Here is a 20293-nt window from a genome sequence, read left to right as displayed (position 1 = left end):
CCGCGGGGGGCGGCTGCCGCCGGATCACCGTGGGCGGGTGCGGGCCGTACCGGGCCGGTCGCGCGGTTGCCCGCGCCCCTGTCGGGGCGCGGTTCTCCGGGCCACCCTGCTCCGGGACGTCCACGCACCCGCGGACGACGACGTTCAGCCCTTGACGGACGCCATCCACGCCTCGACCTCGTCGGACCGCCGGGGCAGCGCCGCGCTGAGGTTCCGGTTGCCGTCCTCGGTGACGAGGATGTCGTCCTCGATCCGCACCCCGATGCCCCGGTACTCCTCGGGCACGGTGAGGTCGTCCGCCTGGAAGTACAGCCCGGGCTCGACGGTCAGGCACATGCCCGGCTCCAGCGTGCCGTCGACGTACGTCTCCACCCGCGCGGCCGCGCAGTCGTGCACGTCCATGCCCAGCATGTGACCCGTGCCGTGCAGCGTCCACCGCCGCTGCAGTCCCAGCTCCAGCACCCGCTCCACGGGCCCCTCGACGAGCCCCCACTCGACGAGCCTCTCGGCCAGCACGCGCTGGGCGGCGTCGTGGAAGTCGCGGTACTTCGCGCCCGGCTTCACCGCCGCGATCCCGGCTTCCTGGGCCTCGTAGACGGCGTCGTAGATCTTGCGCTGGAGATCGCTGAACCGTCCGTTGATCGGCAGCGTGCGCGTCACGTCCGCCGTGTAGTAGGTGTGCGTCTCCACACCCGCGTCGAGCAGCAGCAGCTCGCCCGAGCGCACGGCTCCGTCGTTGCGCACCCAGTGCAGCGTGCAGGCGTGCGGCCCGGCGGCGGCGATCGTGCCGTAGCCGACGTCGTTGCCCTCCACACGGGCACGGAGGAAGAACGTGCCCTCGATGTACCGCTCGGAGGTCGCCTCGGCCTTGTCGAGGACCTTCACCACGTCCTCGAAGCCGCGCACGGTCGAGTCGACCGCCTTCTGCAGCTCGCCGACCTCGAACTCGTCCTTGATCAGCCGCGCCTCGGAGAGGAAGACCCGCAGCTCCTCGTCGCGCTCGGCGGTGACCTTGTCGGTCAGGGCCGCCTCGATGCCGGCGTCGTAGCCGCGCACCACCCGCACGGGGCCGGTGGCCTCGCGCAGGGCGCCGGCCAGCTCGCGCACGTCGGAGGCGGGGATGCCGTACAGCTTCCCGGCCTCGGTGAGGGAGTGCCGGCGGCCGACCCACAGCTCGCCCTGGCCGTCCAGCCAGAACTCGCCGTTCTCGCGGTCGGAGCGCGGCAGGAGGTAGATCGTCGCCTCGTGGCCGTCGTCCTTGGGCTCCAGGACCAGGACGCCGTCCTCGGTCTGATTGCCGGTGAGGTAGGCGTACTCGACGGAGGCGCGGAAGGCGTACTCGGTGTCGTTGGAGCGGGTCTTCAGGTTGCCCGCGGGGATCACCAGCCGCTCACCCGGGAAGCGCGCGGAGAGCGCGGCCCGGCGGGCGGCGGTCTCGGCGGCCTGGGGAATGGGCTCGAGGTCGCGCAGCTCGGTGTCGGCCCAGCCGCTCTTCATGTTCTCGGCCAGCTCGTCGGACACGCCCGGGTACAGTCCGTTCTTCCGCTGCTTGATCGGCTCTTCGCTCTCGTCCGGGGTCGCCGGTGTGAGCTCCTCGGCCACGGTCATCCTCCTCGATACGGCACTGGACCACCGTCCACTCTACGGCGGAGCGGACGCGGGCCCGGGGCGATGACGAGGAGCGTTACTCGAAGCGGACCGCCAGCAGGACGACGTCCTCCGCTCCGTCGGCCGCGTCCAGCCCGTCGGGCAGCACGCTGCGCAGGACGTGGTCGGCGAGGGCACCGGCATCGCCGCGCAGGGCCCGGGGCACCGACGCGGCCGCCGCGTGCAGGCGGGCGAAGGCGCGGTCGGTGGCCTCGCCGGTACGGTGCAGCAGCCCGTCGGTGTAGAGCAGAACCGTCTCTCCGGGCTCGGCGAGGACCTCCACGCTCGGCGCCTCCCAGCAGGCGAGCATGCCCAGGGGGGCGGAGACGGACGTCTCCACGTACTCGGTGCGGCGCTGTCCGACGAGCAGCGGCGGGCTGTGCCCGGCCCCGGCCAGCGTGATCTTGCGTGCGGCCGGCTCGCAGTAGCCGAACAGCGCGGTGGCCGAGCGGGCCGGTTCGGTCAGCCGCAGCAGCAGCTCCAGGTCGGACAGGACCGCGACCGGGTCCTCCCCCTCCATGACGGCGTACGCGCGCAGCGACGCCCGCAGCCGCCCCATCGCGGCGACCGCGCTGGGGCCCGAGCCGGTGACGGACCCGACGGCGAGACCGAGGGCGGCGTCGGGCAGCGGCAGCGCGTCGTACCAGTCGCCGCCGCCGCGCGGGCCGGTGCGGTGCCGGGCCGCGAGCTGGACGCCGGCCACCCGGGGCAGCCGCGCGGGCAGCAGCTCGTCCGACATCGTGGCCATGGACGTGCGGGTGCGTTCCAGTTCGAGGAGGCGGGCCAGGTGCTCGGCGGCGTACCGCGCGTAGAGGCCGACGAGATGGCGCTGCCGCTCGCCGGGTTCGGCGGGCTCGTCGTAGAGCCACACGGCGGCGCCGAGGCGGGCGGCGGTGTCGGCGGTCAGGGGGAGGGCGTAGCTGGCGGCGTAGCCGAGGCGGGCCGCGACTTCGCGGTGGCGGGGGTCGAGCCCTTCTTCGGCGAAGAGGTCGGGGACGGCGATGCCGCCCTCGCCGCCGGGCAGCCCGTCGAGGATGCGGCCGTAGGACAGGGCGCTGCGCGGCACCGTCTCGATGTGGCCGAGATCGGCGCGGGCGAGGCCCAGTCCGATGGTGGTGTCGGGGCCGAGTCCGTCGCCGGGTTCCAGGACGACGAGGCCTCGTCGGGCACCGACGAGGGCGGCGCCGGCCCGCAGCAGTTCCTGGAGCGCCTCGTCGAGCGTGGCCGTGCGGGCCAGGCGTTCGGTGAGCTCGTGCAGGGTGGTGAGGTCGGAGACCCAGCCGGCGAGGCGGTCCTGGAGCACGGCACCGGCGGGGGCCGGGGGGTTCGCGGGGGAGGCCGGGGGCGAGCCCGGCGTCGCGGGCGCGACAGTGTGTGCGGGAGCGGGAACCGTTGAATCGATTCTGGCCACTTTCGGAGGGTGCGGAGCGTTCATGGCGTCCGGCCTTCCCACCGGCACGTACTGCTCAAAAGCATCGCAAACCCCCATGTCATTCTGCGTCGCTAGCAGTGTCTCCACATGTACACGCACTCGTGAGGAGATGTCCAGCATTGTCCTGCTGGGATTCCTGGTGTCCGTGAGGTCCGAGGGAACAACTCTCCTTCCCCTTGCGGAAATGTGAAGTTGGCTTAAAACTGCCTCAGGGGACGGCTTATTGCGGTCGACTGGGCTTGCTCGACGGAGCGTCACAACGGTCGTGATGGGTACCTACTCGGTGAAGGCCAGGGGTGGTTGAGAACCACCCGGAACCTGGTGACGGAACCGGGCGTCCTATCCACCGACGACCGTGCCCCATCCTCCCGTGGCGGAGGCGGAGAGAAATACGCGCGACGGTAAACGCCATACTTCGCCACCCCTACGCCACGCCCGTGCTTTCGACCGACGCAGTAAGGGCGGGACGGCCGCGGAGGCAGCCCCATGCTCGACCCATAGGGGTTCCCCTTGCTTCCAGCAGGGGTGTGATGCGCCAACAGGTACGCACAGTGAAGCGATCGACACATGATGTGATGTGGACCACGGTGTTGCCAGGCGTGCAACGGAAAGGAACGAGCGCTCATGCGCGAGATCCTCGGAAGGCGACGCAGGCTCTTGTCCCAGAGTAACGACGGGAAGCCTGAGCCGATCGGCGCGGCCCTGACCTACGCGACGCAATGGCGGTGGCCCGTCCTGCCGGGTGTGGCGGCGGACCCGCGGGCGCACTCCCGCTGCAGCTGCCCCGACCCCGACTGCACGGTGCCCGGCGCGCACCCCTTCGACCCCGGCCTCCTCGCGGCCACCACCGACGCACGCATGGTGCGCTGGTGGTGGGGCAACCGGCCGACGGCACCGATCGTCCTGGCCACCGGCGGCCATGCCCCCTGCGCGGTCTCGCTGCCGGCCCTGCCGGCCGCCCGCGCGCTGAAGGCGCTCGACCGGACGGGCATGCGGCTCGGCCCGGTCGTCGCCTCCCCCACCCGCTGGGCGATCCTGGTCAAGCCGTACTCCATGGAGCAGCTCGGGGAACTGCTCTACGCCAAGGACTTCGTGCCCGGCTCGCTCCGTTTCCACGGCGAGGGCGGCTATCTGGCCCTGCCGCCCTCCGGGACGGGCCAGGGCGAGATCCGCTGGGAGCGCGCGCCGCTGCCCGGCTCGGCCTCACCCTGGGTGCCGGATGTGGAGGCCGTGGTGGACGCCGTGGTCGAGGCCCTCACTCGTACGGGTGTGAGCGCGCCCGAGTTGTAGGGCTGTCGGGCGCGCCGGGCCCGGTGCCCGCCCCGGCGCGTTAGGTTCCGGAACCATGCGGCGTCACGCCCGGGGCCGCTCCCGGGATCCCAGAAGAACCAGACTGTTCGCCCTCGCGGGTGTCGTGGTGGCGTGTGCGATCGCACTGCCGCTGGCGGTGGCGTCCGCGGGGCCTGTGGGGTCAAAAGGGTCGGCGGGTTCGGCGGGGGCCGGACGGGCCGCAGGTTCGGTGGGTACCGGATGGGCCGCGGGTTCGGCGGGTGCGGGACGGGCCGCAGGTTCGGTGGGTACCGGATGGGTCGCGGGTTCGGGGGGTGTTGCCGGTTCGGCGGGTGCCGACGCTCCGCAGGCCGGTTCCGCCGCGGTAGGTCCCTCTTCGCGCGACGACGACAAGGCGCCCGGGACGCCGTCCCCCGTCCCCGGACTGCCGGTGCTCGGCCAGGGGCTGGCGACCGCCGTGCGCTGCGGGCCCGAACTCTCCTCGCCCGACGGGATCGAGGCGCAGACGTGTGTGGTGACGCAGGGTGCGCAGACATGGGCGCGCACGTACTACCGCAATGCGACGGGTGAGGCGCTGGACGCCGTGCTGAGCCTCATGGGCCCCGGCGAGCGCACGGTGCGGATGACGTGTGCCGTGGGGGAGGGGGACGAGCCGGGGACCTGCGAGACACCCCGGGAGCCGGCACGCGGCCGTCCGGCGGCGTACACGGCCGTCGTGGAGTTCGCCGAGCGGGGCGGGCGGGGACCGATGCTGCTGAGGTCGGGGAGCAACTAGCGTGCGCGAAGGGCGGGTTGGGAAGCCGCCGCGTTCCGTTCCCGGAAGCGGGGACGCAAAGACCCGGTTGCTGGCGACGGGGGATGCACCAGCAACCGGGCTACAGGAACGGTAACAAGAGATCGGCGGTTCGCAAATTCGAACTCGCCTTTCCGGTCACCGACTGGCTTGTCCTGGTGGGGAGTTGTGACCCACGGGGCGTGAGAAACCGGCCGGCCGGTGGACCCCGGCCGGCCGGACTGCGGGGCCCGGCGTCAGCTGAGCGTGACCTGCCGGTTGGTGAGGCCGCCGCGAGCGCGGCGCTCGTCCGCGGTGAGGGGCGCGTCCGTCGCCAGGGCGGCCGCGAGGCGCTCGGCGAACTCGGCCGCGGGCTTCTCCACGTCCTCGGCGGTGACCCCGCTGGGCAGGTCCCACACCGGCACCGTGAGCCCGTGGGCGCGGAAGGAGCCCACCAGGCGGGTCCCTTCGCCGAGACTGGAACGGCCCGCGGCGTGCAGCCGGGCGAGGGCGTCCAGCAGCTGCTCCTCGGCGTGCGGCATGACCCACCGCAGATGGTTCTTCTCCGGCGTCTCGCACCAGTACGCGGCGTCCACGCCCTGGAGCTTGACGGTCGGGATGGCCGCGGCGTTGGCCCGCTCCAGGGAGGCGGTCACGTCGGGCGTGGCGTTCTCCGGGTCCGGCACCCAGAACTCGAAGCCGCTGTGCACTTCTGGCTCGAACGCGCCCTCGGGGTCGAGCAGGTCCTGCAGCCGCGGGCTGTCGGCCGGGGCGCGGCGGCCCTGGACGGGCGTGCCGGGCTGGGCTTCCAGGGCGCGCTGAAGGGTGTCGGCGAGGTCCCGGCTGATGTCGCCGGAGGAGGTGTCGTTCTGCAGGCCGAGCAGGACCGAGCCGTCGTCACGGCGCAGGGCGGGCCAGGCCATGGGGAGGACCGTGGCCAGCGTGACGGCCGGGACGCCCTCGGGGAGGCCGTCCTTGAGCGTCAGCTCGACCGTCGCCGCCGGGACCAGCTCGCGCAGGGCCACCCAGTCGCACTCGCCGGGCAGGCCCTCGAAGGGGCGGTGCACCAGCTCGGTCGCGGCGTGCGAGGCGGCGCGGCCGTGACAGGCCTTGTAGCGGCGGCCGCTGCCGCAGGGGCAGGGCTCACGAGCGCCGACGACCGGAACGTCTCCCTCGGCACCGACGGTGCGGGCCCCGCCCGTGGTCTGCGGGCGCTTGGCCTTCGTCTGAGGTCGCTTCTTGGCCATCGATGGGTCTCCCGATTACGGCTCGTCTCGTACGGTCGCGAGCCTAGCCGTTCGTGGTCCGGGCCACGGGGTCCTGTGGACGACACCCGGTCCGACGCGGCGCACACACCTCGGCTCGGTTCCCGCCGGGTCCGTCGTGGCTCAGTCCATGTCGTCGAAGGCGTCCGCGAAGTCGAGCCCGGGTATTCCGGAGACCGCGGGGGCGGCGACGCGCGTCGCGAAGTCGTCGCGGCGGTGGCCCGCGTCCGGGTCGTGCACGTCGTCGTGGACGATGACCCACACGGTGACCTCGCCGCGGATGTCGTCGCGCACGCCCCAGTCGTCGGCGAGCGCGGTGATGATGTTCAGCCCGCGGCCGCCGTGGGCTGTGACCGACGGGGTCGCGGGGGCGGGGCGGGTCGGGCCGCCGCCGTCCGTGACCTCCACGACGAGCCGGCCGGCGGGCTCCACGCGCCATGCGGCACGGACGTCGCCGTCACCGGAGAGGGCGTCGCCCAGGGGTCTGCCGTGCTTGCAGGCGTTGCTCAAGAGCTCGGAAAGGATCAGTACGGCGTCGTCGATGACTGATTCCGCGACTCCACCTCTGCGCAACTGCGTACGCATCCGGTGCCGCGCTTCCCCCACGCCCGCAGGGCCATGGGGTACGGCCATGCTCGACGACGTGGGCACCTCCTGTGCCACCACCAACGCCACCCCCGAGACCTCCTTCGCCCCACGCCACGGTGTGGATGCCCCATTGGCCTGTACCGGAAACCGGCCAATCCACGTCCGGTGACGCACTCACCACGCCCGCACACGGATCGAACGCGCCGGAGCACTCCCTGTAACCGCATGGCTGGAAATCATCGGTGTGGCCGAGAGGGGAGGATCCCGTCTGCAGGGGCGTGGGGTCAAGGGGTGTGCGTGGGTCTGGTGGGACTTGAGAGGTTGATGACAGCGGAGCCGGGCGTCAGCGGCCGAGCTGGTCCAGCACCGCGCGCGGGCGGTTGGTGATGATGGCGTCGACGCCGAGTCCGACGCAGTGGTCCACGTCTCCCGGCTCGTTCACGGTCCACACGTGCACCTGGTGACCGGCCTGCTTCAGTCGCGCGATGTACGCGGGGTGGTTGCGCACGATGCGGATGGAGGGGCCCGCGATCCCCACGCCCGGGGGCAGCCGTCCGTCACGCAGCCGGGGCGAGAGGAACTGGGTCAGGTACACCGTCGGGAGCGTCGGCGAGGCGGCACGCACGCGGTGCAGTGAGCGGGCGGAGAAGCTCATGACCCGGACCTGCGACTCCGCCGGGGAGGCCGGGGCGTCGAGGCCGAACCGCTTCAGCAGCTCCAACAGCCGGTCCTCGACCTGCCCGGCCCAGCGCGTGGGGTGCTTGGTCTCGACGGCCAGTTCCACGCGTCGTCCGGCGTCGGCGACGAGTTCCAGCAGCCGCTCCAGGGTGAGTACGGATGTCGCCTCGCGGTCCTCCGGGCGGTGCTCCCAGTCGGGTTCCTCGTCGCGGCCCTTCCAGGCCTCGCCCGTCTTCCAGGAGCCGAAGTCCAGGGCGGCGAGGTCGGCGAGCTCCAGGGCGGAGACCGCGCCGCGGCCGTTGGACGTACGGTTGATCCGTCGGTCGTGGACACAGACCAGGTGGCCGTCGGCGGTGAGGCGCACATCGCACTCGAGGGCGTCCGCGCCGTCCTCGATCGCCTTGGTGTACGCGGCCAGGGTGTGTTCCGGGGCGTCCTCGGAGGCTCCGCGGTGGGCGACGACTTGAATCACGTGCTGTCGTGCGTGGGTCACCGCGTCATGGTGCCACCGAGCGCGGGTACGCGTCCGGTCGGACGGACTCCCCGGAGGGGCAGGTCCGGACGGAGGCATTGGGATTGCATCCTTTTCGCCGGTAATGACCTATATAAAGAATGGCCTCGGACGCACAGCCACCGCTTATGGTGCTCTGACGGCCGGTGGGAAAAGCTGACGGCATACAAAGGGACAAGCACAGCTGTGTCGCGCCGGGCTCGTCTGCCGGCGCGAAAGAGTGTGAACGCATGCGACCCGGAAAACGGCCGTGGATCTAGGAGAGAAGCTGTGAGCACCGAGAACGAGGGCACCGCGGTACCCCCCGCCCCGTCCGCACCCCCCGTGCCGGTGGACGCTCCCGCTGCTCCGGCGCCCCAGGCACAGGCCCACCAGGGGCCGTACGGACAGGACGCGCAGGGGCAGGCCCCCGAGGGACAGGGCAGTGCCGGCCACACCGGGGCCTCCTCCGGCCACCCCGGGGCCTCGTCCTCCGCGCCCGACCCGTCCTGGCCCCCGCCCCCGCCGCCGGCCTCCCCGTACGGTGACGGAGGGTCCGGCTCGGGCGGCTGGGGCTCGTCGTATCAGCAGCCGGCGCCCTCGTCCGGTCGCCGGCGCGGTGGTCTGGTCGCCGCGATCCTGGTGGCCGCGCTGGTGGCGGGCGGCCTCGGTGGCGGACTCGGCTACGTGCTGGCCAAGAACAACGACGAGAGCACCGGCTCGACGACGGTCTCGGCCTCGGCGAGCGGCGGTGACGTCAAGCGCGACCCGGGCACCACCGCGGGCGTCGCCGCGAAGGCGCTGCCGAGCACCGTCACGATCGAGGCCGAGAGCACCAGCGGCGAGGGCGGCACGGGCACGGGCTTCGTCTTCGACACGCAGGGCCACATCGTCACCAACAACCACGTGGTGGCGGACGCGGTGGACGGCGGCAAGCTGACGGCGACCTTCCCGAGCGGCAAGAAGTACGACGCCGAGGTGGTCGGTCACGCGCAGGGTTACGACGTGGCCGTCGTCAAGCTCAAGGACGCCCCCTCCGACCTGAAGCCGCTCACCCTCGGCGACTCGGACAAGGTGGCCGTCGGGGACGCGACCATCGCGATCGGCGCCCCGTTCGGTCTGTCCGACACGGTGACGACGGGCATCATCAGCGCCAAGAACCGCCCCGTGGCGTCCAGCGACGGCAGTGGCAGCCAGGCGTCCTACATGAGCGCCCTGCAGACCGACGCCTCGATCAACCCGGGCAACTCCGGCGGTCCGCTGCTGGACGCGCAGGGCAATGTCATCGGCATCAACTCGGCGATCCAGTCCACCGGCAACGGCGGCTTCGGCACCGGGCAGTCGGGTTCGATCGGCCTGGGCTTCGCCATCCCGATCAACCAGGCGAAGTACGTCGCCCAGGAGCTGATCAAGAACGGCAAGCCGGTGTACGCGAAGATCGGCGCGTCCGTGTCCCTGGACGACAGCTCCGACGGTGCGCAGATCACCGACCAGGGCGCGGGCGGCGCGGCACCGGTCGAGCCGGGCGGCCCGGCCGCGAAGGCGGGCCTCAAGCCCGGCGACGTCATCACCAAGCTCGACGACCATGTGATCGACTCCGGTCCGACTCTGATCGGTGAGATCTGGACCCACCAGCCCGGTGACAAGGTCACGATCACCTACGAGCGCGGCGGCAAGCAGCACACGGTCGACGTCACGCTCGGTTCCCGCGTCGGGGACAACTGACCCCCACCCGCCCGCACCGACCCGTTACCCTTGTCCCCGCGCCGCCGATCACGGCCGGCGCGGGGAGGTGTGCCCGAGCGGCCGAAGGGAACGGTCTTGAAAACCGTCGTGGCAGCGATGTCACCGTGGGTTCAAATCCCACCGCCTCCGCGCAGGTCATAGATGATGCAGGTCAGAAGGGGTGTCCCTCGACAGGGGCGCCCCTTTTGCGTGGGGCCTGTCTCACCTCGATCCGGCCCCGTCGCGTTGTGGACCAGTGCGTGCGGACCAGGGGTGGACCAAGGGCGAGCGGTTGGCAACCTGGTCCAGCCTGAGCGCCCGTTCCTCGCCCCGGCCGGAGTGCCTCCGGGCACTGTCCCGAAGGCGCGCAGATCAAGCGCGATGCGGCATCCCGGACGACCCCACCCGCGCACCGGATCACCCGTGGCCGTCTCCGCGCTCGCCAGGCGATGGGGGGCCGGGCGGGGTGAGGATGGAGGGGAGCCCGATTCGTCCCCTCTGCCCTCGGAAGGGTGAGCTGGTATGACATCTCCCTCCGATTCCCCATCAGGAACCGGCACCGCACCCCAGCACGGCACCGAGCCACCGGACACTTCCCTCGGCGGAGGCCTGGCGGCTCTGGCGAACATGAGCTGGCAGATCCTTCTCACCACGGGCCTGGCCGCCATCGCCCTCGGCGTCGTGATTCTTGCCTGGCCGGAGGAGACGCTGCGGGTCGTCGGTGTGCTTTTCGGTATCTATCTGCTGGTCATCGGTGTCTTCCAACTGGCCGCCGCCTTCGGCACGCACGTCCCCGGGCATCTTCGGGCCCTGCATTTCATCACGGGCGCCCTCTCGGTCCTGCTCGGGCTGATCTGCTTCCGCGGCACGATGCAGTCGATCCTGCTGCTGGCCCTGTGGATCGGCTTCAGCTGGCTGATGCGGGGGACCATGGTGACGGCCACGGCCGCCTCGACCCCGGACATACCGGCGCGCGGCTGGATGCTCTTCACCGGGATCGTCGGCATGCTGGCGGGCATCGTGCTGATCGTCTCGCCCTTCACCTCGATCGGCGCGCTGACCCTGGCGGCGGGCATCATGGCCATCGTCCTCGGTGTGATCGAGGTGTTCCACGCCATCAGGATGCGCGTCGAAGTGGGCCGTCTCGCTCCACGGACCACTGCCAAGCGGCGGCCTGCGTTCCGATCCCAGCCGCACCCTCAGCACTGAGCGCGGCACAGACTCCGGCCGCTCCGCTGCCGCAGACGTCCGCCGCGCCGGACGTCTGCGGCAGGCAGCCTCGGCCCGGGTGCCCGCAGCGCGGACGCGCGGCCGACCGGCGCTGCCGAGTACCGTCGCCTCGCCGCCAGGAGGCAGCGATGTTCCACGTCAGCCGGCCGGCCGCCGCAGGCCGGCCTGACCGGCCGGAGCGGCCGCGGTGACGGGCGGCGCTCGGACACGTGCCCAGGTGGTCATCGTGACGAACCCACGTGCGGGCGGTGGCAAGGTTGCTCGTCACAGCCTGGTGCAGCGCGCCGAGGACAGGGGTGCCCGGGTCTGGATGACCAGCGCGGAACGGGACGCGGCGGCGCTCGCGAGGAACGCCGTCGAGGAGGGGGCGCAGGTGGTGGGGGTGGCGGGCGGTGACGGCACCGTATCGGCCGTCGCCGCGGTGGCCGCCGACGAGGGCCTCCCGCTGGTTGTCGTCCCGGCGGGCACCCGGAACCACTTCGCCCGGGACCTCGGCCTCGACCTCCGCGATCCGGGGCTGGCGCTGGACGCCCTGGCCGACGGTGAGCCCACACAGGTGGACCTGGGGGTGCTCGGCTCACGTTTCTTCGTCAACAACGTCTCTTTCGGCATGTACGCCGACGCCCTGCTGGAGCCCGGGTACCGGGAGGACAAGCCGCGCGCGTTCGCCACGGTGGCCCCCGACTATCTCAGGGGCAAGCAGTGGGTCGAGGCCCGCGTGGACACCCCCTGGGGGGCCGTCGAGTACCCGCAGGTGGTGCTGATCTCCAACAACCCCTACCACCTGGCCACACCGCGCTGGCTGGGGCGCCGCTTCTCCCTCACCACAGGAGAACTGGGCGCTGTCGTGCTCAAGCGTCCGGCACAGGCGCCCCCGGACCTCCTGCGGCACCTGCGCGACGAACTGCGACAGCACAAGCGCGGTGCCGGCCCGACGGGCGAGGGAGCTGTCGTCTGGTCGGCTCCCGGCGTCACGCTGCGCGGCGACGTGCGACACCTGGACGCGGGCGTCGACGGCGAAGCGGTGCGGCTTCCTCTCCCCGTCGTGTGCGCGATCCGGCCGGGCGCCCTGCGCGTGCTGCTGCCGAAGGACCGACGAGGGCGAGGCACGCCGGATGCCGGAGGCGGAGCAGCAGGCCTACCAGTCTCCGCCCTGTCCTGACGTGGAGTGGACAGCATCCTGGCCGTGGCCGTGGCCGCGCGGTGAGTGGAGAGAGCCGCCTTGGGAGTAGCGGAGAAGGCCCTGCTGAGGCCGGGACGTCGCCAGATCGGACACGGAGGGGGCACGACCTTCTGGTCCGGATCGGTGGCTCAGCTCTCGGGGTCGTACATGATCTCGCGCACCTCCTGTGCGCACCGGCACGCCTCGGCGATCTTCGCAGCCCACCTCAGCGCATCTGCACGCGACGGGACCTCGATGATCGAGAAGCCGCCGATGACCGCCTTGGTCTCGGGGAACGGTCCGTCCGTGACCGTGCCGTCGGTGGCCACGATGCTCGCCTGCTGACGCTCTACTCCGGCGCCGAAGATCCAGACACCTGCCTCCTTGGCCTCCCGGACCACCCGGCGGGATGCCTCGCCGACCGCCGGGAAATCCTCCTCGGGGAAGTTCATCGATCCGTCGTCGAACGAGATCAGGTACCGCGCCATCGTGTTCGTCTCCTTGTTCAGCGACCACCTGGCCGCCTCGTCGCCGCTTCCTGTTGAGGACGGACTCAGCGTCGGTTTCTCATCGGTCGTCTCGCTCCGTTGTCGACGAAAGGGCGGTGGGGGCACGTTGGCGCTGCACTCCTGGCACAGGCTTTCAACCGCCGTGCGGAGCGCGATGTCGAGGTCGCAGCGCTGGAGCCCGGCGACGCTCAGGCCCCGCGGCGGGCCGTCTCGGCGAGCCGGGGTCCCGGACACGGGTTCGGGGCTGCGTGTACCGACAAGGTGCGCGAGTACGTCATGGTGGGGCCATGAACAGCCAGTCGAGGTACCGGCAAGTCACCGGCGTCCTGTGCCGGGAGACCGACAACGGCCGCTGCGGGCCCGGGGCGTGGCCCGTCCGACGCACGGTGACGACGTCGTGGGGCGACCTGAAGCGGGCGAGCCACGAGTTGGGCGACCGGTCCACCCGGAGCGGGAACGAGCCCCGGTGAGAATCCTGCCTGCTCAACCTGCCGACGTGGCCAAGCTGCTCGCTTTCCGGGAGGAGGCGGCGGGATGGCTGTCCGGCCTCGGCACGGATCAATGGCAGCGTCCCTACCCGGCTGCCAGATTGCTGGAGACGATCCACGCCGGGACGGTGTTCATGGTGCTTGACGCCGACGAGACGGTGGCGACGGTGACGCTGACCTCCGATGGGGAGGACGGGCTGTGGACCCGGCAGGAGCTGTCGGAACCGTCGCTGTTCATCAGCAAGCTCAGCGTGGCCCGCTCGCACGCGGGTCGCAACGTCGGGGGTCGTCTGCTCGACTGGGCGGGAGACCGGGCCCGTCGAGCGGGTGCCAGATGGCTGCGACTCGACGCGTGGACCACCAACAACCGACTCCAGCAGTACTACCTGAGCCAAGGGTTCCGGCACGTTCGTACGGTGCTGGAGGGCGAGGCGATCAACGGCGGTCCCCGGGTGTCCGGTTGGCTGGCGCAGCGCCCGACTCGTGCTGCCGAGCACGGTTTCGTCGACGAAACGCAGGTCCCGGGGCAGGCCGCCGGGGCTCAGCAGTCTGCTGCCTCTCGGCGGACCGTCCTATGACGCGGGTTGTCCTTGAGGGGGCAGGCTTCCGCCGGCCCCGGCCGGCAGGCCGGGCCGACGCGGTGCCATCTGGCCTGCGAGCCACTCCAGGTTCTCCCACACACGCGGCTCGCCGTACCGCCGACGCTGCGCCTCCGCCCAAGGACGGTAGTTGTTCCAGACAGCGATGACGAGCCCGCCCCATGACTCGTCGATGACCTCGCGGTCGAAGGCGTCACACTGGGCGCCCACGGCGAGGAAGTTGAATGTCGTGAGGTAAGCGGTGATCAGATTCGTCGCCCGGTCGTCGCCTGACAGGGATCTGTCGATGAGTGCCGCGATGTCCTCGGGACTCCGCTCGTTCGGAATGCCCTCGTCGAACAGAGCTTTCCGCCGGTCCATGTTGGCGGTGAGGTACTCCATGGTTGCCTGCTTGCGGCGCCTGTCGTGGTCGCGCGCTGTGCTGCGGGACAGGAGCAGGAGCTGCCATGCCAGTGCAACGAATGCGATCAGACTGATGCCCAAGGAGCCGAACGAAGCCAGCAGGGACCACCGCTCATACGACGTCACGGCTGGACAGCTTAGGGATGCGGCGCGGCGAGCGGGGTCGGTTCTGACATTCGGCCCGTGCCCACGATCACGCGGCGCCGCCGGAGTGGGAGGCGCGCACCGTGTGCGGGTCTGGCTCAGCGGTCGGTTCAGGGGAGCAGCTCGGTCTGGGCGCACGCCGTCGGGGGGACGTCGTGGCGGGTGTAGTGCTCTGTGCCGAGCAGGTGTTGCCGTTCGAGGGGGGAGAGGGCGGCGATCAGGGCTGGGGCGGCTCCTCGTGTGACCTCTGTGCGGTGGGCCAGGATTGCCGTGATCTTGCGGTCCAGCCAGGGGGTGACGTCGACGGCGGCGCTGACGTATTCGTCCGGGACCGTGAACAGTGCCTTTCCGGCGAGGGCCAGGTGGGCGCCCCAGGTTCGGACCGCCTTGTGGAGGTGGGTCGACAGGTAGAGGGCCTTCGGCTGCCAGGGCTCCCCGGCTTCCGGGTGGAGGCGCTCCAGGCCTGCGGCGTGGACGGCCAGGGCCGTCACGCGGTGGGTGTGGACGTGGTCCTCGTGGCCCGTCGGACCGCCGTAGGCGTCGTGGGTGACGACGATCTCCGGGCGGAAGTCGCGGATCCGCGCGACCAGTTCCCCCACCGCCTCGTCCAGCGGCGCGTCGCACCAGCGTGGGCGGCCCGGGGCCGAGTGCGGGACGCGGGAGTCGGCGTAACCCAGCATGCGGGGCGGCCCGGCGCCCAGGACACGGAGCGCCTCGGCCAGTTCCCCGGCGCGCGGGGTGTCCGGCGACCAGGTCGGCGTCACGACTGCCGTGCGTGCGCCCGCGGACGCGTGGCGCGCGAGGACGCCGCCCGCCGACAGGGACTCGTCGTCGGGATGGGCGAAGACCGCGAGCAGGCTCGGGACCGGCATGCGGCCTCGCTACGGCCGGTCCGGTGCGGACCGCCGCGCCCTGGTGGTGCCGGTCGCCCGGCTCGGGCACCTCTCCCTCGCCTCCATGACCGCGGAGCCGTGACAGAGGTCGTGGTCCACGAAGACCTTCATGCCGTTCCGTCCCCCTTCTGACGGCATCGGGCCCGAGGCCGTCCGGAGTTGACTTCCCGGCGCGTCTCCCGCCGAACCGGGTCGGCCGGTCGTCGGATCCCGTCGGGATTGGGGAGCGGGGCGCTGGGGAGGATCACCACATCGTCCGGCACCGGTCCCTCCCCTCGTGGGGACCGGTACCGAACGGTGGAGCCTCTTTGTCCGGCTCGGACGGAAGGCGGCCGGGTAGGAGCGCGGCTGCGACCGGATCCTGCCATTCCCGGCCATGGAAGAGGGGGTTCCGGTGTCCAGCGGACGGTGTTGTCACAGGTCAGGCATATAGAATGAGTTTTCCGGTCCGGACGTCCAGGCGTGAAAAGTAAGGAGCTGAGACCTTGAGTTCCGACTCGGGGTCGCGCACCGCCTTCGCGGAACGCCTCGCGCTGCTGTACAAGGAAGCCGGCAATCCTCCCCTCAAGCGGGTGTCCGAGGCGGTCGTACGGCTCCAGCGGGTCGACGAACGCGGGCGCCCCGTGCGGGTGTCCGCCCAGCGCATCAGCGACTGGCGGCGTGCCCGGAACGTCCCCGCCCAGTTCGCCGCCCTCGCGGCGGTGTTGCACGTGCTGATCCCCGACGCGCGGCGCTCGCGGCCCACACCGGTCTCCCCCGGCCTCTACGACCTCGGCCAGTGGCAGCGACTGTGGGAGAGCGCGGTGGCCGACCCGGTCGGTGAGCGCCCCGGGGGTTCCCCGGCCGGGGAGGGGCAGGCGGACGAGTCCGTGTCGACCCCGGGTGGGGTCTGCCCGTACCGGGGTCTGGCCTCCTACCGTCCGGAGCACGCCCGGTGGTTCTTCGGCCGGGAGCGCAGCACGGACGCGCTCGTCACCCAGCTCCGCGCCGCCGCGGCCACGGGCGGCCTCGTCATGCTCGTGGGCGCGTCGGGGGCGGGGAAGTCCTCGTTGCTGAACGCCGGTCTGGTGCCCGCCCTGCGGGACGGCGCACTGGGCGGTGATGACCGCAGCGACGGCGGCGACCGCAGTGGCGGCGGCGACCGCAGCAGTGGCACCGGCCCCGTCGTGGCCGGTGGCAACGGCAGTGACGGGGACGGCCGGGCGCGGGACGGCCGGGCGCGGGAGGTCGTGCAGCTCGTACCGGGGAGCGACCCCCTGGCGGAGCTGATCCGGTGCATCCCCGAACTGGCCCCCGTCGTCCCGGCCTCGGCAGCGGACTCCGACGTGACCTCCACAGCAGAGCCCGACACGGCCTCGCCCCCGGCCCCGGCCGAGGGCCCCGGCCCCGCCTCCGCGGCAGAGCCCGACACGGCCTCGCCCCCGGCCCCGGCCGAGGGCCCCGGCCCCGCCTCCGCAGCAGAGCCCGACAGGGCCTCGCCCCCGGCCCCGGCCGAGGGCCCCGCCCCCTCCACCCAGAACCCGAGCCCAGCCTCCGCACAGGACCCCCTCGGCCCAGCCCCCGCACGGGACCGCCTCAGCCCAGCCCCCGCACAGGACCACCTCAGCCCAGCCCCCGCACAGGACCGTCTCCCCTCCCCCGACACCGCCCGCACCGCCCGCACCGCCCGCGCCGTCCGCGCCGCCCTCGTCGCCTGGGCGCGGCGCGTCGCGGCTGCCTCCGGTGGGCGGCCCGTCGTCATCGTGGACCAGTTCGAGGAGACGTTCACCCTCTGCCCCGACGAGCCGGACCGGCGTGCCTTCATCGAGGTGCTGCACGCCGCCTGCTCGCCCGCCGGACCCGGTGAACCCGCCCCGGCCGTCGTGGTGCTGGGCATCCGCGCCGACTTCTACGACCGGTGCCTGCGCTACCCCGAACTGGCCGACGCGCTCCAGCACCGGCACATGGTGCTCGGGCCGCTGACCACCCCGGAGCTGCGCGACGCGGTGAACGGGCCGGCCAGGGCCGTCGGCCTGGAACTGGAGCCGGGGCTGGCGGAGCTGATCGTCCGGGAGGTCGGCGCCGACGGGCTGGGCGCGGCACACGACGCCGGTGTGCTGCCGCTCCTCTCGCACGCCCTGTTCGCCACCTGGCAGCGCCGGAAGGCGGGCCGGCTCACCCTGGCCGGTTACCGCGCGGCCGGCGGCATCCAGGGAGCGGTCGCGGCCACCGCCGAACGGGCCTGGGCCGCCCTGGACCCCGCCGCGCGCACCGCCGCCCGGCTGCTCCTCCTCCGCCTGGTGCGGCTGGGCGAGGACACCCGGGCCACCCGGCGCCGGGCGACCCGGCGTCAGCTGACCGAGGAGTCGGCCGACCCCCGCAAGACCGAGGAGTCCCTCGAGGCGCTGGTCCGCGCCCGGCTGGTGACGCTCGACGCGGAGACCGTGGAGATCACCCACGAGGCGCTGCTGCACGCCTGGCCGCGGCTGCGCGACTGGATCGACGAGGACCGGCAGGGCAATCTGCTGCGCCAGCGCCTGGAGGAGGACGGCCGGGCCTGGGAGGAGTCGAACCGCGACACCTCGCTGCTCTACCGGGGTTCGCGGCTGGAGCAGGCCCACGGCTGGGCGCGGTCGGCCGGGGAGACGTTCCTGACCCGCAGCGCGGTGGAGTTCCTGGCCGCGTCGGTGCGGCTGCGCAGACGGATCACCTGGATCAGCCGGGGCGCGGTGGCGACGCTGGTCGTGCTGGCGATGCTGGCCGCCGCCTCGGCCGTCGTGGCCTGGAAGCAGCGGGACGAGGCCGTCTTCGAGCAGGTGCTCGCCCAGTCCGACCGGGTCCAGGACACCGATCCGTCGCTGTCGGCGCAGCTGGACCTGGTGGCGCACGGGCTGCGCCCGGACGACGAGGGCGCGAACAGCCGTCTGCTGTCCATCGTGAACGCCCCGCTGTCCACGCCCCTCACCGGCCACACGGGCGCCGTCTACCTCACGACGTTCAGCCCGGACGGACGGGTCCTGGCCACCGCCAGCTACGACCGGACCGTACGGCTGTGGGACGTCGCCGACCCCATGCGCCCGAAGCCCCTGGGCAAGCCCCTCACCGGTCACACGAGCTGGGTGAGCAGCGCGGTGTTCAGCCCGGACGGGCGGACGCTCGCGAGCGCCTCCGACGACGGCACCGTACGGCTGTGGGACGTGTCCGAGCCCGGGCACCCGAAGCCGCTGGGCAAGCCGCTGACCGGCCATGACGGCACGATCTACCTGATCGCGTTCAGCCCGGACGGACGCACGCTGGCCTCCGCCGGCGACGACCACACCGTGCGGCTGTGGGACGTGAGCGCTCCGCGCCGGGCGCGGGCCCTGGGCGCGCCGCTGACCGGGCACACGGCGGCCGTGCGCTCGGTGGCGTTCGCACCGGACGGCCGGACGCTGGCCGCGGGCGGCGACGACGGGACGATCCGGCTGTGGGACGCGTCCGACCCCGCACACCCACGGCCCCGGGGGACACCGCTGGCGGCCCACGACACGACCGTGCACTCCGTGGCCTTCAGCCCGGACGGCCGCACGCTCGCCGGCGGCAGCGCGGACGGCACCGTACGCCTGTGGGACATGACCGGTCCGGGCGGTCCGGACCCGGTCGGGACGCCGCTCACCGGCCACACCGGGCCGGTCTGGTCGGTGGCGTTCAGCCCCGACGGGACCATGCTCGCCGCGGCCAGCGCGGACAGCACCGCGAGCCTGTGGAAGGTCAGCGATCCGCGCTACCCGTCGCAGGTGGGCGGCCCCCTCGCGGGTAGCAACGGCGAGATGTACGCGCTCGGCTTCAGCCCCGACGGCCGCACCCTCGCGACCGGGGCGGGCGACAACAAGGTCCGTCTGTGGGCGCTGCCGAGGTCGGACATGGCCGGCCGGACCGGGGTGTTCCGGCCGGACGGGCGGCTGCTCGTGACGGCGGCGCAGGACGGGCGGATCCGGCTGTGGGACGTGCGGACGCCGGGCAGGCCGGTGCGGATGGGCGAACCGTTTCGCCCGGTCAGGGGCGAGGTGCGCTCCCTGGAGTTCTCCCCGGACGGCCGCACCCTCGCGATCGCGACGGACCATCGCGTGGTGGAGCTGTGGAACCTCCGCGACCCCGAGCATCCCGTCCGCCACGGCTCTCCCGCTCCCTTGCGTGTGCGGTACGCCGACCCCCTGGCGTTCAGCCCGGACGGCAAGGTCCTGGCCACGGCCTACGACGACCGGACCGTACGGCTGTGGGACATCGGTGACCCGGCCCGTCCGCGCCCGCTCGGCGGCCCCCTCACCGGCCACAAGGGGTACGTCAACCACCTCGCGTTCAGCCCGGACGGCCACACGCTCGCCAGCGGCAGCGCGGACGGCACGATCCGGCTGTGGAACGTGACCGACCCCGGGCGGGCGGCCCTTTCCGGTGCGCCCCTGCGCGGCCACCTCGGCGCGGTCAACTCCCTCGCCTACAGCCGCGACGGCCGCACCCTGGCCAGCGTCGGCGACGACAACTCGGTCCGCCTCTGGGACGTCACGGACCCGGCCGGCGCCTTCCAGCAGGCGCGGCTCACCGGGCACACGGAAGCGGTGGTGTCGCTGACGTTCAGCCGGGACGGCCGCACCCTGGCCAGCGGCGGCAACGACAGCACCGTGCGGCTGTGGGACGTCTCCGACCCCGAGCACGCCAGCGCGTTCGGCCCGTCGATGAGCCCCAACATCAAGACGGGCACCTTCCTGGCGTTCAGCCCGAACAGCCCCATGCTGGCGGTGTCGAGCGGCGCGGACACCATCCGGCTGTGGGACCTCGACGTCGGCACGGCCGTCCATCGCATCTGCGCGATGACGCGGGGCGTCCTGACGCGGGACACGTGGCGGGAGTACCTGCCCCGGCTCTCCTACGACCCGCCGTGCGGCGACTGACGCGGCCGTCCGGCCAACAGGCCCGACTGTCGCGGAAGTTGGAGTGAAACGAGTCACAACCGGGGCTACCTG

At 72.5% G+C, this 20293-nt stretch carries 15 protein-coding genes and 1 tRNA gene; 8 read left to right on the top strand and 8 right to left on the bottom strand.

Annotated elements, in window-relative coordinates:
* Positions 1–144 precede the first annotated feature (144 nt).
* Together ACFV20_RS04555 and ACFV20_RS04550 are read right to left on the bottom strand one after the other, a co-directional pair.
* Positions 145–1602, bottom strand: a complete 1458-nt coding sequence (locus ACFV20_RS04555; RefSeq protein WP_385652274.1) for an aminopeptidase P family protein — start codon at positions 1600–1602, stop codon at positions 145–147.
* 82 nt (positions 1603–1684) lie between these two features.
* A complete protein-coding gene (locus ACFV20_RS04550) occupies positions 1685–3199 on the bottom strand; it encodes a PP2C family protein-serine/threonine phosphatase (protein ID WP_385652272.1) in 1515 nt (504 codons plus the stop codon).
* Positions 3200–3703: 504 nt separating this feature from the next.
* Here ACFV20_RS04550 and ACFV20_RS04545 point away from each other — a divergent pair.
* Both ACFV20_RS04545 and ACFV20_RS04540 read left to right on the top strand, forming a co-directional pair.
* Positions 3704–4369 (top strand): bifunctional DNA primase/polymerase, encoded by a 666-nt coding sequence (locus ACFV20_RS04545; protein ID WP_385652271.1) that lies wholly within the window; start codon positions 3704–3706, stop codon positions 4367–4369.
* 55 nt (positions 4370–4424) lie between these two features.
* Positions 4425–5144: a hypothetical protein gene (locus tag ACFV20_RS04540; RefSeq protein WP_385652270.1), complete on the top strand. Its 720-nt coding sequence runs from the start codon at positions 4425–4427 to the stop codon at positions 5142–5144.
* 254 nt (positions 5145–5398) lie between these two features.
* Here the strand turns inward: ACFV20_RS04540 and ACFV20_RS04535 are convergent, their stop codons facing one another.
* The 3 genes from ACFV20_RS04535 to ACFV20_RS04525 form a co-directional block, all read right to left on the bottom strand.
* Entirely contained in the window at positions 5399–6388 is a 990-nt protein-coding gene (locus ACFV20_RS04535; RefSeq protein ID WP_385652269.1) for a DUF5926 family protein, read from the bottom strand.
* Between the two features lie 141 nt (positions 6389–6529).
* Entirely contained in the window at positions 6530–7168 is a 639-nt protein-coding gene (locus ACFV20_RS04530; protein ID WP_385652267.1) for an ATP-binding protein, read from the bottom strand.
* A 169-nt stretch (positions 7169–7337) separates the two neighbouring features.
* Entirely contained in the window at positions 7338–8165 is an 828-nt protein-coding gene (locus tag ACFV20_RS04525) for a glycerophosphodiester phosphodiesterase (RefSeq protein ID WP_385652265.1), read from the bottom strand.
* 288 nt (positions 8166–8453) lie between these two features.
* Here ACFV20_RS04525 and ACFV20_RS04520 point away from each other — a divergent pair, with 288 nt between their 5' ends.
* The 4 genes from ACFV20_RS04520 (at position 8454) to ACFV20_RS04505 (ending at position 12279) form a co-directional block, all read left to right on the top strand.
* On the top strand, positions 8454–9887 hold the full coding sequence (locus ACFV20_RS04520) for a S1C family serine protease (protein ID WP_385652262.1): 1434 nt from the start codon (positions 8454–8456) through the stop codon (positions 9885–9887).
* 63 nt (positions 9888–9950) lie between these two features.
* Positions 9951–10037, top strand: a tRNA-Ser gene (locus ACFV20_RS04515).
* 372 nt (positions 10038–10409) lie between these two features.
* Positions 10410–11096: an HdeD family acid-resistance protein gene (locus tag ACFV20_RS04510; RefSeq protein WP_385652259.1), complete on the top strand. Its 687-nt coding sequence runs from the start codon at positions 10410–10412 to the stop codon at positions 11094–11096.
* 247 nt (positions 11097–11343) lie between these two features.
* Positions 11344–12279, top strand: a complete 936-nt coding sequence (locus tag ACFV20_RS04505; protein ID WP_385652257.1) for a diacylglycerol/lipid kinase family protein — start codon at positions 11344–11346, stop codon at positions 12277–12279.
* 149 nt (positions 12280–12428) lie between these two features.
* Here the strand turns inward: ACFV20_RS04505 and ACFV20_RS04500 are convergent, their stop codons facing one another.
* Positions 12429–12767 (bottom strand): YciI family protein, encoded by a 339-nt coding sequence (locus ACFV20_RS04500; RefSeq protein ID WP_385652256.1) that lies wholly within the window; start codon positions 12765–12767, stop codon positions 12429–12431.
* Positions 12768–13284: 517 nt separating this feature from the next.
* Here ACFV20_RS04500 and ACFV20_RS04495 point away from each other — a divergent pair.
* Positions 13285–13854 carry a GNAT family N-acetyltransferase gene (locus ACFV20_RS04495; protein ID WP_385652254.1) on the top strand — a complete coding sequence of 190 codons (570 nt, stop codon included), beginning with the start codon at positions 13285–13287 and terminating at the stop codon, positions 13852–13854.
* Here the strand turns inward: ACFV20_RS04495 and ACFV20_RS04490 are convergent.
* On the bottom strand, positions 13849–14403 hold the full coding sequence (locus ACFV20_RS04490) for a DUF4760 domain-containing protein (RefSeq protein WP_385652253.1): 555 nt from the start codon (positions 14401–14403) through the stop codon (positions 13849–13851). The two genes, ACFV20_RS04495 and ACFV20_RS04490, sit on opposite strands and share 6 nt — an antisense overlap.
* A gap of 128 nt (positions 14404–14531) precedes the next feature.
* Positions 14532–15293 carry a PIG-L deacetylase family protein gene (locus ACFV20_RS04485; protein WP_385652250.1) on the bottom strand — a complete coding sequence of 254 codons (762 nt, stop codon included), beginning with the start codon at positions 15291–15293 and terminating at the stop codon, positions 14532–14534.
* 506 nt (positions 15294–15799) lie between these two features.
* Here ACFV20_RS04485 and ACFV20_RS04480 point away from each other — a divergent pair.
* Positions 15800–20221, top strand: coding sequence for a hypothetical protein (locus ACFV20_RS04480; RefSeq protein WP_385652248.1), 4422 nt, complete (start codon positions 15800–15802; stop codon positions 20219–20221).
* The last annotated feature ends 72 nt before the right edge of the window (positions 20222–20293 follow it).

This window comes from Streptomyces sp. NPDC059696, assembly GCF_042733745.1.
In the GTDB taxonomy this organism is placed as follows: Bacteria; Actinomycetota; Actinomycetes; order Streptomycetales; family Streptomycetaceae; genus Streptomyces.
The sequence above is the reverse complement of the archived record's forward strand: the minus strand, read 5'-3'. Positions and strand labels throughout refer to the sequence as shown.

Bases quoted from the DNA above. Each gene is read 5' to 3' on its own strand.
- ACFV20_RS04550 (WP_385652272.1), bottom strand. From the start codon at position 3,199: ATGCTGGACATCTCCTCACGAGTGCGTGTACATGTGGAGACACTGCTA.
- ACFV20_RS04510 (WP_385652259.1), top strand. From the start codon at position 10,410: ATGACATCTCCCTCCGATTCCCCATCAGGAACCGGCACCGCACCCCAG.
- ACFV20_RS04535 (WP_385652269.1), bottom strand. From the start codon at position 6,388: ATGGCCAAGAAGCGACCTCAGACGAAGGCCAAGCGCCCGCAGACCACG.
- ACFV20_RS04540 (WP_385652270.1), top strand. From the start codon at position 4,425: ATGCGGCGTCACGCCCGGGGCCGCTCCCGGGATCCCAGAAGAACCAGA.
- ACFV20_RS04545 (WP_385652271.1), top strand. From the start codon at position 3,704: ATGCGCGAGATCCTCGGAAGGCGACGCAGGCTCTTGTCCCAGAGTAAC.
- ACFV20_RS04485 (WP_385652250.1), bottom strand. From the start codon at position 15,293: ATGCCGGTCCCGAGCCTGCTCGCGGTCTTCGCCCATCCCGACGACGAG.
- ACFV20_RS04500 (WP_385652256.1), bottom strand. From the start codon at position 12,767: ATGGCGCGGTACCTGATCTCGTTCGACGACGGATCGATGAACTTCCCC.